This window comes from Nocardioides hwasunensis (genome assembly GCF_014779665.1).
Classification (GTDB): Bacteria; Actinomycetota; Actinomycetes; order Propionibacteriales; family Nocardioidaceae; genus Nocardioides; species Nocardioides hwasunensis.
Genome location: NZ_JACXYY010000001.1, coordinates 575,711 through 590,405, shown reverse-complemented (window position 1 = coordinate 590,405; position 14,695 = coordinate 575,711). Strand labels below are relative to the sequence as shown.

Genomic DNA, 14,695 nt, shown 5'->3' with positions numbered 1-14,695 from the left:
AGCAGGACCGCTCGGCTCAGGCGCCGGCGGTCTGCTTGGTGTCGAGGTCGTACCACGTCTTCTCGTAGCCCGGGATCGACAGCCGCGCCGCCGGGGTGGCCCCGGGGACCGCACTGCCCTGGTCGTCGACACCGAGGATCTCCGTGGTCACCGGAGTGGCCGGGTGGGCTCCCAGCTCGCCGGCGAAGTGGCAGGCGACCTTGTGGCGCTTGCCGATCTGGAGCAGTGGTGGCTCGACCTTCGCGCAGATCTCCTGCGCGAACTGGCAGCGGGTGCGGAAGCGGCATCCCGAGGGTGGGTTGATCGGGCTCGGCACGTCACCCTCGAGGCGGATGCGCTCGCGACGACCACCGACCGCTGCCTGCTTGACGTCGGGCACGGCCGACAGCAGCGCCTGCGTGTAGGGGTGGTGGGGGTGGGAGTAGATCGTCTCGCGGTCACCGATCTCGACAATCTTCCCGAGGTACATCACCGCGATCTCCGGGCAGAAGTGGCGCACGATCGCGAGGTCGTGGGCGATGAAGAGGAACGCCACGTCGAACTCACGCTGGATGTCCTGGAGCAGGTTGACGACCTGCGCCTGGATCGACACGTCGAGCGCGGAGACCGGCTCGTCGGCCACCAGGATCTTGGGGTTCAGCGTGAGCGCCCGGGCGATGCCGATGCGCTGGCGCTGGCCGCCGGAGAACTCGTTGGGGTAGCGGTTGTAGTGCTCGGGGTTGAGACCCACGACCTCGAGCAGCTCCTTGACCCGCGGGATGACCTGCTTCTTCGGGACGATGTTGTGCACCTCGAGGGGTGCACCGACGATCGTGCCGACCGTGTGGCGCGGGTTGAGCGAGGTGTAGGGGTCCTGGAAGATCATCTGCACGTCGCGGCGCAACGGCTTCATCTCCCGGTTGGACAGCTTCGCCAGGTCCTGACCCTCGAACATCATCGAGCCGCCGGTGGGCGTGTAGAGCCGCGTGATCAGCCGACCGGTCGTCGACTTGCCGCACCCGGACTCGCCCACGAGACCCAGCGAGCCTCCCTTGGGCACCTCGAACGAGATCCCGTCGACGGCCTGCACCTGACCGATCGTGCGACGGACCAGTCCCGAGGACTTCACCGGGAAGTACATCTTGAGGTTGTCGACCGTGAGGACGGCGGGCGCGTCGGGGTCGCGCTCCGCGGCCACGTGGCCGTGCTCGGCCACCGCGGCGAAGTCGAGGTCCCCGATCGGGACCTCGTGGTCGGCGGTCACGTCGTGCGTGTCCTCGAGCCGGCGCTCGCCGGTCTCTGCGGCGTTCGCGCCGATCTCGGTCGGCTCCACCTCGGCCCGGGTGTTGGGATCCTGCGTCATCGGGTCTCCTCGACCAGCTCGGGGGCGATCTCGGGCAGCACCTCGGACTGGTAGACCCCGACGGGGTCGGCCAGGTGGCACCGCCTGAGATGGGCCGTTCCGCTGCTGGCCGGCAGCAGCTCGGGGAGCTCGGTGCTGCAGAGGTCGCCGGCGACCTTGTCGGAGTGCACGCAGCGAGGATGGAACGAGCAGCCCGACGGCGGCCTCAGCAGGCTCGGCGGGTTGCCCGGGATCGGGATGAGACGGGCGTCCGTCGACGCGCGCACGTCGGGGATGCTGGACAGCAGTCCCCACGTGTAGGGCATCTCGGGCGCGGTGAGGATCTGCTTGGTCGTGCCGTACTCCACGCACCGGCCGGCGTACATCACGAGCACGTCGTCGGCCATCTCCGCGATGACGCCGAGGTCGTGGGTGATGATGATGACGGCGGAGTTGAACTCGCGCTGGAGGTCCTGCAGCAGGTCGAGGATCTGAGCCTGCACCGTCACGTCGAGGGCGGTCGTGGGCTCGTCGGCGATGAGCAGCGACGGGTCGTTGATCAGTCCCATCGCGATCATCGCGCGCTGCCGCATGCCGCCGGAGAACTGGTGCGGGAAGTCGTCCACGCGCCGGTCGGGCTGCGGGATGCCCACCCGGTCGAGCATCTCGATCGCCTTGCGGCGGGCGTCTCGCTTGGACGCGCTGGAGTGGTGGACCAGGTAGGCCTCCTCCAGCTGCTTGCCGATCTTGTAGAACGGGTGCAGGGCAGCGAGCGCGTCTTGGAAGATCATCGCCATCGAGTTGCCGCGCAGGCTGCGCATCCGCGACTCGCCCAGGCCCACGATCTCGGTGCCGCCGACCCTGATGGAGCCGGAGATCCGGGCGGACTTGGCGTCGTGCAGGCCCATCACGGCCATGCTCGAGACGGACTTGCCCGATCCCGACTCCCCCACGATGCCCAGGGTCTGGCCCTTCGCGACCGAGTAGGACAGGCCCTTGACCGCGGTCACGGGACCGTCCTGGGTCGGGAAGGTGACCTGCAGGTCCTCCACCTGGAGGTAGGGGCCCTCCGGGTCGCTCGACGCGGCGGACGACGGGGTCACGGGAATGCTGGTCACGAGAGCCTCACTCTCGGGTCGAGGACGCTGTAGACAACGTCCACGAGCAGGTTGGCGATGATCAGGACGACGGCACTGAACAGTGCCGTGGCCTGGACGACCGGCAGGTCGCGTCCTTGGACGGCCTGCAGGCTCCAGTAGCCGATGCCCTGGATGTCGAAGATGCGCTCGGTGAAGATGGTGCCGGCGAGCAGCGTGCCGAAGTCGATGCCGAAGATGGTCACGACCGGCACGAGGGCGGCTCGGAGCCCGTGCTTGTAGACGATCGTCCGCGTCGGCAGGCCCTTGGCCTTGGCGGTGCGGATGTAGTCCTCGCTCAGCGCCTCGACCATCGCACCTCGCGTGAACCGCGTGTACTGCGTGCAGCCGAAGATGCCGAGCGCCACCCAGGCGAGGAACAGACCTCCGAACCACTTGAGTGGCCCGTTCTGGGCGATGGAGAAGTAGCCCGTGTCGCTGAAGAACGGGATCGGGAACGTGATCGTCAGGTAGAGCCAGGTGAGCAGCGCGAAGAGGTAGTAGGGGATCGAGCTGATGAACAGGAAGCTCGAGACCAGGGCCTTGTCGGCCACGGTGCCGCGCCGTCGTGCGGCAGCGACGCCGATCGGGACGCCGAAGAGGAGGTAGAGGAACGCGCCTCCGATGGCCACGGAGAAGGTCGCGGGCATGCGCGAGACCAGCTCCTCCTTGACCGGCTGCTTGGTGCGGTAGCTGACGCCGAGGCATGGCGCTCCGCACTCGTAGTCGTTGGAGGCGATCGTGAGCGTGCGACCGACGAAGATGCCCTTGACGTACTTCCCGTACTCCTCGTAGACCGGGTTGTCGTAGCCCAGCGTCTTCTCGTAGACGGCCAGCTTGGTCTGGGTGCACCGGTTGCTGGTCTCTCGGTCGCAGATGGGCTGCGCCGGGCTCGACGGGCCGTACCAGAACAGCAGGAAGATCGCCATCGAGACCAAGGTCACGACGAGGACTCCCGAGATCAGCCGCTTCACGACATACGCGAACATCGCAGGTCACTCTCCGGGGTGGTGGATGAGTCGGCCCCCCGGGCACGCAGCCTACTGCGTCCCGTCCGGGAGGTCCGGGCTGGCGAGTGGGGGCCCCCGGTCGGGAGCCCCCACCCGTCAGTGGTTGCTACTGGGTACTACGTGGTGCTCCCCAACCTGCGAGAGCACCGGGATCACTGCATGACGTACAGGTCCTTGTAGTTCGGCGCACCGATCGAGCCATCGCCCGTCGGGTTGCCGATCTTGGTGCCGAAGACGAACAGGTCGTTGCGGAACGCGGTCGGGATGATCGGGAAGTAGTCCGTCATGATCTCCTCGTCCAGCGAGCCCCAGGCGTCGGCCTGCTCCTCGAGGGGCAGGGTCGCGATGTTGTCCATCTCGTCGTTGACCGAGGCCTCGTCGAAGCGAGCGGTGTTGTAGACGGCGCCGCCGCGCAGCAGCGACGGGATCATCGTCGAGCCCGAGGGCCAGTCCGAGCACCAGTTCACGCCGCGCAGGTTGAGGGTCTTGTTGACCTTGTTGTCGGGGTCGAGCCAGATGTTGTAGGGCGACTCCTGGACCGGGACGGCCTTGACCTTGAAGCCCGAGGCCTCGAAGCCCTTGGTGATCTGGTCCTGGGCGGCCTTGGCCAGCGGGTCGACCTCGTAGTAGACCATCGTGATCGGGTACGGCATCTCGACACCGGCCTCCTCGAGGAGGGCCTTGGCCTTCTCCGGGTCGTAGGTGATCTGCTCACCGTCGACCTGGAAGTCCTTCTTGCCCGCCATGCCGGGGGGCATGATCGAGTTGGCCGGGACCCGGGTCACGCCCGGGACCTCGCCGCTGGCGATCCACACGTCCTCGTAGGGGTACGCGTAGGCGAGCGCCTTGCGGACGTTGATGTCGGTGATCTGGTCGTAGTCCGGCGTCAGCGTGGACACGCACTGCGAGGTCTGCTGCACCAGGCGGTCGCCCAGCTGGCCGTTGGCGTCGGTGTACTTGTCCGAGCCGAGGCCGGTGGAGACGGCGGTCTGGCTGTCGGAGTTGTCCGAGAGCATGATCTCGTCGACCTTGGACTGGTCCTGGTTGAACTTGAACACGAACTCGTCGGCGTACTGGTGACGGGCCGGGTCGGAGTCAGCGGACCACTGGTCGTTCTTGACGAGGACGAGCTCCTCGTTGGGCTTGAAGCTGTCGACCTTGTAGGGGCCGTTGGCCAGCGGCTTGTTGCCGTAGTTCGGCGGCTTGGAGGCGTTGCCGAGCGGGGCCGGGCCCATGGTCATGAAGGCGCCCCAGTAGTCCATGTCGGGGAACGGCTTGGCCATCGAGATGGTGATGTCCTGGCCGTCGACCGCGATGCCGTCCCACTTCTCGCAGTTGGGGTCCTTGCCGGTGTAGGGGCCCTCGTAGTCGGCAGCGTCCTTGAAGTACGTCTTGGAGTACTCCGTGCCGGCACCGGACGGGAACGCCTCGGAGTCCAGCGAGCGGCAGATGCCGAACGCGACCTCTTCGGCGGTGACGGGCTTGCCGTCCTCCCACGTCGCGTCGTCGCGGATCGTGAAGGTCCACTCGGTGTAGTCGTCGTTGGGCGTGCCGAGGTCGGTCGCGAGGTCGGGGACCAGCACCGGCTGGCCGTTCTCGTCGCGGGCGTACTGGGTCAGCGAGCGGCTGGTGAGCGCCTGCTGGATGGAGTTGCCCGTGACGGACCACCCGGTGGTCGGGTCGAGCGAGTCCGGGCCCGGGTCGCCGGGCAGGTAGACGGTGATCGTGCCACCCGTCGCGGCGCCCTCGATCTCTGCGGCAGGACCCTTGCGGGCGGCGTCCTTGGTGCCACCTTCCTGGTCACCGAACTCCCGGTCCGTTCCTCCGTTGCTGCCGCCACCGTCCGACGACCCGCCGCCACAGGCAGCGAGGGTCAGAAGAGCGGCGCCGGCAACGAGTGCGAGCGGCTTGTTCCGCTTCATGCTGTCCAGCCTTTCCATTGTGTTTCTCACCGAGGACGGCGTCTCCGGCGACGTGCGAGCGACCGTGGGCCGAGCGTGGCTCAGCGGCGGGTCTTGGGGTCGAGGGCGTCGCGGATCGCGTCACCCAGGAGGTTGAGGGAGAGCACCAGGGCGACGATGCCGAGCAACGGCTGCCACAGGTACTGCGGGTACTCACGGAAGTAGGTCGGGGTGGCCGCCTGGAGGATCGTCTGGCCCCAGGAGACGCCGTCGGTGACGCCGATGCCGAGGTAGGCGAGCCCGGCCTCGGCCGCCACGAACGCCGGGAGCATCAGCGACACGCTGATGATGATCGGCGCGGCGAGGTTGGGCAGCAGCTCCTTGAAGAGGATGCGCGAGGTGGGCATGCCCATCACCCGGGCCGCCTGGACGAACTCGCGCTCGCGCAGCGCCAGCACCTCACCTCGGATGAGGCGCGCGGTGCCCATCCACCCGAACAGCGCCAGCACCACGACCAGGCTGAACTTCTGGATCGTCGCGTAGCTGTCGTAGAGGGCGAACCGCTCGTTGAGGATAGGCGCGAGCGTCAGCGCGGCGAGCAGGAACGGGATGGTGAGGAAGGTGTCGACGAAGAACGACAGGATCTTGTCGACCGCACCCCCGAGGAACCCGGCGAGCAGGCCGACGACGACGCCGGTGACGCTGGCCACGAGCGTCGCGCTGGCGGCGATCAGCAGCGAGATGCGGCAGCCGTAGAGCCAGTAGGCGAGGTTGTCGTTGCCCGTCCGCGGCGCGACACCCATCGGGTGCTCCCACGTGAAGGGGCCGAACGGCGGTCCCATCTCGGGCTTGGGCATGTTGTTGTTGAGCCCGTCGACGCGCTCGCTGGCCAGCGGAGTCTCCAGGCTCACGCCGAAGAGGTGGCTGATCGGTCCGGCGAACACGGCGCAGATGATGAAGAACAAGACGACGACCGCACAGACCACCGCGATCTTGTCGCGGGCCAGACGGCCCAGCGCGATGCGCAGTGGGGACTTGCCGGCGATCTCCTTGGCCTGCTGGCTGTTGGGATCCTGGTGCTGCGGCTCGTCGCTCAACGAGCCGAGCGTCTCCGGCCCTGCGGTGTCTGCCGACATGCTCTCCCCATCTTGTTCGGGACTGTCTCGGTGCCCGGGCTCGGGGTCTCCCGAGACCTGCGCCGAGACGCGACTCTATGTGACCCGCGACGCAGGGACGATCACTGGCGCGTAACGATCCCGTTACGACCCGTTGGCCGAACGGGCCCGGCAAACATGTTGGAGATCGGCTGCCCGACGGGATGTTGTCCGCGATGATCTCGTCATCTCCGAACGAGATCGCGCCTCGTCCGGACACGACGAGACGGCTGCGGCCACCCCTCGAGGTGGCCGCAGCCGGGTCGACGTACGGATCAGGCGCCGGCTGCGGGGCTTCCCTCGGCCCGGGCGTCCTCCGGCGTGGCGTCCACCCCGGCCTCCTTGCGCTGCTCCGGCGTGATCGGCGCGGGGGCCGCGGTCAGCGGGTCGTAGCCGCCCCCGGACTTGGGGAAGGCGATCACGTCGCGGATCGAGTCCGTGCCGGCGAGCAGCGCGACGATGCGGTCCATGCCCACGGCGATGCCGCCGTGCGGGGGCGCGCCGAACTTGAAGGCGTCGAGGAGGAAGCCGAACTTCTCCTGCGCCTCCTCCTCGCCGAGGCCCATCACCGAGAAGACGCGCTTCTGGATGTCGCCGCGGTGGATACGGATGGACCCGCCGCCCAGCTCGTTGCCGTTGCAGACGATGTCGTAGGCGTAGGCCAGCGCGCTGCCGGGGTCGGTGTCGAAGGTGTCGACGAACTCGGGCTTGGGGCTGGTGAAGGCGTGGTGCACGGCCGTCCAGGCGCCGGCGCCGACGGCGACGTCGCCGCTGGCGACCGCGTCGGAGCTCGGCTCGAACAGCGGCGCGTCGACCACCCAGGTGAAGGCGAACGTCGAGTCGTCGAGCATGTCGCCGCGGCGGCCGATCTCGAGCCGCGCGGCACCGAGGAGCGCTCGGCTGCTCTTGGCCGGACCCGCGGCGAAGAAGATGCAGTCGCCGGGGGCGGCGCCGACGTGCGCGGCGAGGCCCGCGCGCTCGGTGTCCGTGAGGTTCTTCGCGACCGGTCCCCCGAGCTCGCCGTCGTCGGCGACCGTGACGTAGGCCAGGCCCTTGGCCCCGCGCTGCTTGGCCCAGTCCTGCCACGCGTCGAACTGACGGCGCGGCTGGCTGCCGCCGCCGGGCATCACGACGGCGCCGACGTAGTCGGCCTGGAAGACCCGGAAGCCGGTGTCCTTGAAGTAGTCGGTGCACTCGACGAGCTCGAGGCCCATCCGCAGGTCGGGCTTGTCCGAGCCGTACATCGCCATCGCCTCGGCGTACGTCATCCGCGGCAGGGGACGCTCGATCGTGTGTCCGGCCTGCGCCCACATCGCCTCGAGGACGTCCTCCATCAGCTCGATGACGTCCTCCTGGTCCACGAAGCTCATCTCGATGTCGAGCTGGGTGAACTCCGGCTGGCGGTCGGCGCGGAAGTCCTCGTCGCGGTAGCAGCGCGCGATCTGGTAGTAGCGCTCCATGCCACCGACCATCAGCAGCTGCTTGAACAGCTGCGGGCTCTGCGGCAGCGCGTACCAGCTGCCGGGGGCCAGGCGGGCCGGCACCAGGAAGTCGCGCGCCCCCTCGGGAGTCGAGCGGGTGAGGGTGGGAGTCTCCACCTCCACGAAGTCGCGCTCGTCGAGCACGTCGCGCGCGGCCTTGTTGATCTTGCTGCGCAGGCGCAGCGCGGCGTTGGGGCCCGAGCGGCGCAGGTCGAGGTAGCGGTGCCGCAGGCGTGCCTCCTCGCCGACCTCGCCACCCTTGTGGCCCGACGCGTCGTCGATCGGGAACGGCAGCGGGTCGGAGGTGGAGAGCACCTCGAGCTCGGTGGCGACGACCTCGATCTCGCCGGTGGCCAGGTTGGGGTTCTGGTTGCCCTCCTTGCGTGCCACGACCTCCCCGGTGACCTTCAGGCAGAACTCGCTGCGCAGGCTGTGGGCCACCGCCTCGTCGCGTACGACGACCTGGACCACGCCGCTGCGCTCGCGGAGGTCGAGGAACGCGACACCGCCGTGATCGCGCCGACGCGCCACCCACCCGGCGAGCGTGACGGTCTGTCCGACGTCCGTGGCGCGCAGGGCGCCGGCGTCATGGGTGCGAATCACTTCAGGGTCTCCTTGTTGCTGGTGGCGGTGCTGGTGATCGTGGGCCGGAGGTCGGCCGCGGGCGGGGTCCAGGTGGCCGGGTCGGCGTCGACCTGCTCCCCCGAGCGGATGTCCTTGACCTGGTGGCTGCCGTCGGGCTGGACGAACCAGACGAAGGGGATGCCACGACGCTCGGCGAAGCGGATCTGCTTGCCGAACCTCGCAGGAGCAGGGGCGACCTCGCAAGCGATATCGCGGGACCGCAGGGCGGCGGCGACCGCGGTGCTGACCGCGCGGTCGTCCTCGGTGTTGAGCGCGACGAGGACCGCGCTGGGGACCGGGCGGCTGCCGGACAGCACCTCGTCGGCGATGAGCGGGATCAGCGTGCGGGAGACGCCGAAGGACACGCCGACGCCCGGGTAGGTCGTCCGTCCGTCGCTGGCGAGCGCGTCGTAGCGTCCTCCCCCGCCGACCGACTTCAACCGCTCGTAGCCCTCCATGAAGATCTCGACGACGGTGCCGGTGTAGTAGTCGAGACCGCGAGCGATGCGCAGGTTGGCCTCGACGCTCACCCGGTCGCCGGCGACGGCACGGCAGCCCTCGACGACCGCCGCAAGCTCGTCGAGGCCCTGGTCGAGCAGCTCGTCGGTGACGCCCAGCGCGCGGACCCGCTCGACGAAGGAGGAGTCCGCGACCCGGATGGTCGCCAGCTCCAGGCACCGCTGCGCCTGCTCGGGTGTCGTGCCGACGCGCTCCACGAGCAGCTTCGCGACCTCCTCGGCCGGCAGCTTGTCGAGCTTGTCGATGACGCGGATCGCGTCGGTGACGTCGTCGATGCCCAGGCCGCGGTAGAAGCCCTGGATGAGCCTGCGGTTGTTGAACTGGAACGACACCGGCGGGATCGGCAGCCGGCCGAGGGCGTCGACCATCACCGACATCACCTCGACGTCGTGGTGGAAGGGCAGCTCGTCGCGCCCGACGATGTCGACGTCGGCCTGGGTGAACTGGCGGTAGCGGCCCTCCTGCGGGCGCTCCCCGCGCCAGGCCGGCTGGACCTGGAAGCGCCGGAAGGGGAACTCGAGGTGCCCGGCGTGCTCGAGGACGTAGCGCGCGAACGGCACGGTGAGGTCGAAGTGGAGGCCCAGCTCGGCCTTCGCGTCCGGCTCGGCCGCGATGCGCTGCAGGACGTAGATCTCCTTGTCGACCTCGCCGCCCTTGGCCAGCCGCTCGATGGGCTCGACGACGCGGGTCTCGATGTTGGCGAAGCCGTGCAGCTCGAAGGTGTGCGACAGGGAGGCGACGACCTCGCGCTCGACGGTGCGCTGCGCAGGCAGCAGCTCGGGGAACCCGCTCAGCGGGGCGATCTTGCTCATCTCAGAGTCCTCGCGTGACCTGGTCGGAGTCGCCCTCGCGCTGGAGGTCGAGCAGGTAGGGGTTGGTGGCGCGCTCGCGGCCGATGGAGGTCTGGTTGCCGTGACCGGGAAGCACCACGATGTCGTCGGGGAGCGTCAGCACCTTGTCGGCCAGGCTGCGCAGGATCGTCGCGTGGTCACCCCCGGGCAGGTCGGTGCGGCCGATGGAGCCCTCGAAGAGCAGGTCGCCGGAGAACATCACCTCGGACACGTCCTGCTGCACGTACGGCGTACGGAAGGTCACCGAGCCCTCGGTGTGCCCCGGCGTGTGGTCGACGACGAACCGCACGCCCGCGAGCTCGAGCTCGGCGAGGTCGGACAGTTCGCGCACGTCGTCGGGCTCGGCCCACGTGTGGTCGCCACCGAGCAGCATCTGGGTGGTCTCGCGGCTCATCCCGGCCATCGGGTCGGTCAGCAGGTGCCGGTCGCGGGGGTGGATCCACGCGGTCGCGTCGTAGGTGCCGGCGACCGGCGCGACGCACCACATGTGGTCGACGTGCCCGTGGGTGACCAGGACGCTGACCGGCTTGAGCCTGTGCTCGCGGACCACCTCGGCGACGCCGTCGGCGGCGTCCTTGCCGGGATCGATGACGACGCACTCCGCGCCGGGACCGGTCGCCACGACATAGCAGTTGGTGCCCCACGGCCCGGCGGGGAAGCCGGCGATGAACACAGGCGTCAGTCCTTGCTTGTCTCGACTTGTCCGGTCCGTCAGGTCTCCGGTCGGATCTTCTCAGGAGGGAAGCCTACCGAGGCCAGTCGCGACCATGACTACGATGGGCGACCATGAGCGCTGACAAGCAGTCCCGAGACGACTCGGCCCCGGGTCAGCAGCCCTGGGGTCGGGTGGCCGAGGACGGCACCGTCTATGTCCGCACCGCCGACGGGGAGCGATCCGTCGGCTCCTACGAGGCCGGCACCCCGGCCGAGGCGTTGGAGTTCTTCGCCAAGAGGTTCGAGGAGCTCGAGGGCAAGGTGCACCTGCTCGAGCAGCGCGTCGCCTCGGGCCGGCTGGCCCCCGAGGAGGCCACCTCGTCGATCAAGTCCCTGCGCGAGCAGGTCGTCGACGCCCACGCCGTGGGCGACCTGGTGTCCCTCGCCGGGCGGCTCGACGCGCTCGCTCCCGTGGTCGCGGCCCAACGCTCGGCCCGCCGGGAGGAGCGCGCGCAGAAGACGGCGGAGTCCAAGGCGGAGAAGGAGAAGCTCGTCGCCGAGGCCGAGCGCCTCGCCGAGAGCTCCGACTGGCGCAACGGCGCCAACCGCCTGCGCGACCTGCTCGCGACGTGGAAGGACCTCCCCCGCCTCGACCGCGCCACCGACGACGCACTGTGGCGGCGCTTCTCGACCGCGCGGACGACGTACACCCGGCACCGCAAGGCGCACTTCGCCGAGGAGCACGAGCGTCGCGACGGTGCGCGGGTCATCAAGGAGCGGTTGGCCAAGGAGGCCGAGGCGCTCTCGTCCTCGACCGAGTGGGGCCCGACCGCCGGCAAGTACCGCGACCTGATGCGCGACTGGAAGGCCGCCGGCCCCGCCCCCCGCGAGGTGGACGACCAGCTCTGGCAGCGCTTCCGCGGCGCCCAGGACACGTTCTTCGGCGCCCGTGACGCGGCCAACGCCGCGCTCGACGAGGAGTTCGCCGGCAACGCGGAGGTCAAGGAGGCGATCCTGGTCGAGGCCGAGGCGCTCCTGCCCGTCAGGGACCTCGACGCGACCAAGAAGACCTTCCGCGACCTGGCTGAGCGCTGGGACGCCGCCGGCAAGGTCCCGCGCGACCGGATGAAGGACCTCGAGGCCCGCATCCGCAAGGTCGAGCAGGCCATCCGCGCCGTCGAGGACGAGCAGTGGAGCAAGAGCGACCCGGAGAAGTCCGCGCGAGCCGACGACATGATCGGCAAGCTCGAGGCCGGCATCGCCGAGACCCAGGCCAAGCTCGACAAGGCCCGTGCCGCCGGCGACGACCGCAAGGTCAAGGACCTCGAGGGCGAGCTGGCCAACAAGCAGGCCTTCCTCGACATGGCGAAGAAGGCCGCGGCGGACTTCAGCTAGTCCACTTCGTCGGGGTGCTGGAGCGTGAGCCCTGGTGCTCGCGAGCGCCCCTCGTCGGACACGTGTCCGAGATATCGCCCTTCAGGTCGCCGGTTGAGGGCGACTTGTCGGACATGTGTCCGAGATATTGCCCTCAAGGTCGCCGGTTGAGGGCGAGTTCGCGGACACGTGTCGGCGAGAGGCCCACGTTGCTGCGTGACGGCATCGTGGCCACACGTGTCCGAGATATCGCCCCTGATCCGCGCGGTTGCGGGCGACTTCTCGGACACGTGTCCGATGGAGGTGCGCGCGGGACACGTGTCCGACGGAGGTGCCCGCGGAGCGAGGTCAGGCGGTGACGCGGTAGGCGTCGAACACGCCCGGCACCGCGCGTACGGCGCGCAGCACGCCGTCGAGGTGGGCCGCGTCGGCCATCTCGAAGGAGAACCGGCTCTTCGCGACCCGGTCGCGCGTGGTGGACAGGGTCGCGCTGAGGATGTTCACGTGGGCGTCGGAGAGCGCCATCGTGATGTCGGAGAGCAGGCGGGCGCGGTCGAGGGCCTCGACCTGGATGTTGACCAGGAAGGTCGACTGCGAGGTCGGCGCCCACTCCACCTCGAGCACGCGCTCGGGCTGACCGAGGAGGCTGGAGGCGTTGGTGCAGTCACGGCGGTGGACCGAGACTCCCCCACCCTTGGTGACGAAGCCGAGGATCGGGTCGGGCGGCACCGGCGTGCAGCACTTGGCGAGCTTGACCCACAGGTCGTCGACGCCGGGCACGATGACGCCGGAGTCGGTCGGGGCGCGCTTGGCGCGCGAGCGCCCGGTGATGGTGACGCCCTCGGACAGGTCCTCCTGGGCACCCTCGTCGCCGCCGTGGATGTCGATGACGCGGCGTACGACGGCCTGGGCGCTGAGGTTGCCCTCGCCGACCGCGGCGTAGAGCGCGGAGACGTCGGCGTGGTGGAAGTGCTCGGCGACGAGCGCGAGGATGTCGTGCGTCATCAGGCGGGTGAGGGGCAGGCCCTCCTTGCGCATGAGCTTGGCGATCTGGTCCTTGCCGTGCTCGATCGCCTCCTCGCGCCGCTCCTTGGTGAACCACTGACGGATCTTCGAGCGGGCGCGGGGCGACTGGACGAAGTTGAGCCAGTCGCGCGAGGGGCCGGAGGTGGGCGACTTGGAGGTGAAGACCTCGACCACGTCGCCGTTGTCGAGGGTGGACTCGAGCGGGACGAGGCGACCGTTGACCCGCGAGCCGATCGTGTGGTGGCCGACCTCCGTGTGGACGGCGTACGCGAAGTCGACCGGGGTCGCGCCCATCGGCAGCGGGATGACGTCGCCACGCGGGGTGAAGACGTAGACCTGCTGCTGGTTCATCTCGAAGCGCAGCGACTCCAGGAACTCGCCCGGGTCCTCGACCTCGCTCTGCCAGTCGAGCAGCTGGCGCAGCCAGGTGAGGTCGTCCTTGTCGCCGAGGCGGTCGGTGTCGACGCCGGCCTTGGAGTTCTCCTTGTACTTCCAGTGCGCGGCGACGCCGTACTCGGCGCGGCGGTGCTGGGCGAAGGTGCGGATCTGCACCTCGACCGGCTTGCCCGCGGGGCCGATGACGGTCGTGTGGAGCGACTGGTACATGTTGAACTTCGGCATCGCGACGTAGTCCTTGAACCGCCCCAGGACCGGGTTCCACCGCGAGTGGATGACTCCGAGCGCGCTGTAGCAGTCGCGGTCCTCGTCGACCAGGATCCGGATGCCGACGAGGTCGTAGATGTCGGAGAAGTCGCGGCCGCCGACGATCATCTTCTGGTAGATCGAGTAGTAGTGCTTCGGTCGTCCGGTGACCTTCGCGTTGATCCGCGCGGACTTGAGGTCCTGCTCGATCTCCACGACGACCTCGGCGAGGAACTGGTCGCGCGACGGCGCCCGCTCGGCGACCATCCGCACGATCTCGTCGTAGATCTTGGGGTGCAGGGTCGCGAACGCGAGGTCCTCGAGCTCCCACTTGAGGGTGTTCATGCCCAGCCGGTGGGCCAGCGGGGCATAGATGTCGAGGGTCTCGCGCGAGGACCGCTCCTGCGACTTCGCCGGGACGTAGCGCAGGGTGCGCATGTTGTGGAGCCGGTCGGCGAGCTTGATGACCAGCACCCGGATGTCGCGCGACATCGCCACGATCATCTTGCGGATGGTCTCGGCCTGCGCCGAGTCGCCGTACTGCACCTTGTCGAGCTTCGTGACTCCGTCGACCAGGACGGCGACCTCGTCACCGAACTCGGCGCGCAGCTCGTCGAGGGTGTACGGCGTGTCCTCGACCGTGTCGTGCAGCAGCGCCGCGACGAGCGTCGGCTCGGTCATGCCGATGTCGGCGAGGATCGTCGTCACCGCGAGCGGGTGGGTGATGTAGGGGTCGCCGCTCTTGCGCATCTGGCCGGTGTGCCACTTGTCGGCGACCGCGTAGGCGCGCTCGAGCAGGGCGAGGTCGGCCTTCGGGTGGTTGGCGCGCACTGCCCGGAAGAGCGGCTCGAGGACCGGGTTGGAGGCCGGCGGCCGGGTGCCGACACGGGCGAGGCGAGCACGCATGCCGCGCGCGGTCAGGGGCGCCTTCGGCTCCTGCGTGGGCACCTGCTCCTCTGCCATTGGCCCAGTCTAGTGACGGGTCGCGCACTCTCGTGAGCC

At 69.2% G+C, this 14,695-nt stretch carries 10 protein-coding genes; 1 reads left to right on the top strand and 9 read right to left on the bottom strand.

Annotated features, from left to right (window positions below):
• Positions 1-16 precede the first annotated feature (16 nt).
• From IEZ25_RS02910 to IEZ25_RS02875, 8 genes are all read right to left on the bottom strand, one after another.
• Entirely contained in the window at positions 17-1,342 is a 1,326-nt protein-coding gene (locus tag IEZ25_RS02910) for an ABC transporter ATP-binding protein (protein WP_191197865.1), read from the bottom strand.
• A complete protein-coding gene (locus IEZ25_RS02905; RefSeq protein ID WP_318152008.1) occupies positions 1,339-2,439 on the bottom strand; it encodes an ABC transporter ATP-binding protein in 1,101 nt (366 codons plus the stop codon). The genes IEZ25_RS02910 and IEZ25_RS02905 overlap by 4 nt, the downstream gene beginning before the upstream one ends.
• Positions 2,436-3,446, bottom strand: a complete 1,011-nt coding sequence (locus IEZ25_RS02900) for an ABC transporter permease (RefSeq protein WP_191197864.1) — start codon at positions 3,444-3,446, stop codon at positions 2,436-2,438. The genes IEZ25_RS02905 and IEZ25_RS02900 overlap by 4 nt, the downstream gene beginning before the upstream one ends.
• A 173-nt stretch (positions 3,447-3,619) precedes the next feature.
• Complete coding sequence (locus tag IEZ25_RS02895; RefSeq protein ID WP_191197863.1) at positions 3,620-5,389, bottom strand: ABC transporter substrate-binding protein; 1,770 nt, start codon at positions 5,387-5,389, stop codon at positions 3,620-3,622.
• A gap of 80 nt (positions 5,390-5,469) precedes the next feature.
• Positions 5,470-6,504, bottom strand: coding sequence for an ABC transporter permease (locus IEZ25_RS02890; protein ID WP_191197862.1), 1,035 nt, complete (start codon positions 6,502-6,504; stop codon positions 5,470-5,472).
• 293 nt (positions 6,505-6,797) lie between these two features.
• Positions 6,798-8,606 (bottom strand): aspartate--tRNA ligase, encoded by a 1,809-nt coding sequence (gene aspS, locus IEZ25_RS02885; protein ID WP_191197861.1) that lies wholly within the window; start codon positions 8,604-8,606, stop codon positions 6,798-6,800.
• A complete protein-coding gene (gene hisS, locus IEZ25_RS02880; protein WP_191197860.1) occupies positions 8,603-9,958 on the bottom strand; it encodes a histidine--tRNA ligase in 1,356 nt (451 codons plus the stop codon). Before hisS ends, aspS begins: the two co-directional genes overlap by 4 nt.
• Before the next feature lies 1 nt (position 9,959).
• On the bottom strand, positions 9,960-10,670 hold the full coding sequence (locus IEZ25_RS02875) for an MBL fold metallo-hydrolase (protein ID WP_191197859.1): 711 nt from the start codon (positions 10,668-10,670) through the stop codon (positions 9,960-9,962).
• Between the two features lie 113 nt (positions 10,671-10,783).
• On the opposite strand from IEZ25_RS02875, the gene IEZ25_RS02870 reads away from it, so the two are divergent.
• Positions 10,784-12,046, top strand: a complete 1,263-nt coding sequence (locus IEZ25_RS02870) for a DUF349 domain-containing protein (protein ID WP_191197858.1) — start codon at positions 10,784-10,786, stop codon at positions 12,044-12,046.
• Positions 12,047-12,373: 327 nt separating this feature from the next.
• On the opposite strand, the gene IEZ25_RS02865 is transcribed toward IEZ25_RS02870, so the two are convergent.
• Positions 12,374-14,656, bottom strand: a complete 2,283-nt coding sequence (locus tag IEZ25_RS02865) for a RelA/SpoT family protein (protein ID WP_224748275.1) — start codon at positions 14,654-14,656, stop codon at positions 12,374-12,376.
• Between the last annotated feature and the right edge of the window lie 39 nt (positions 14,657-14,695).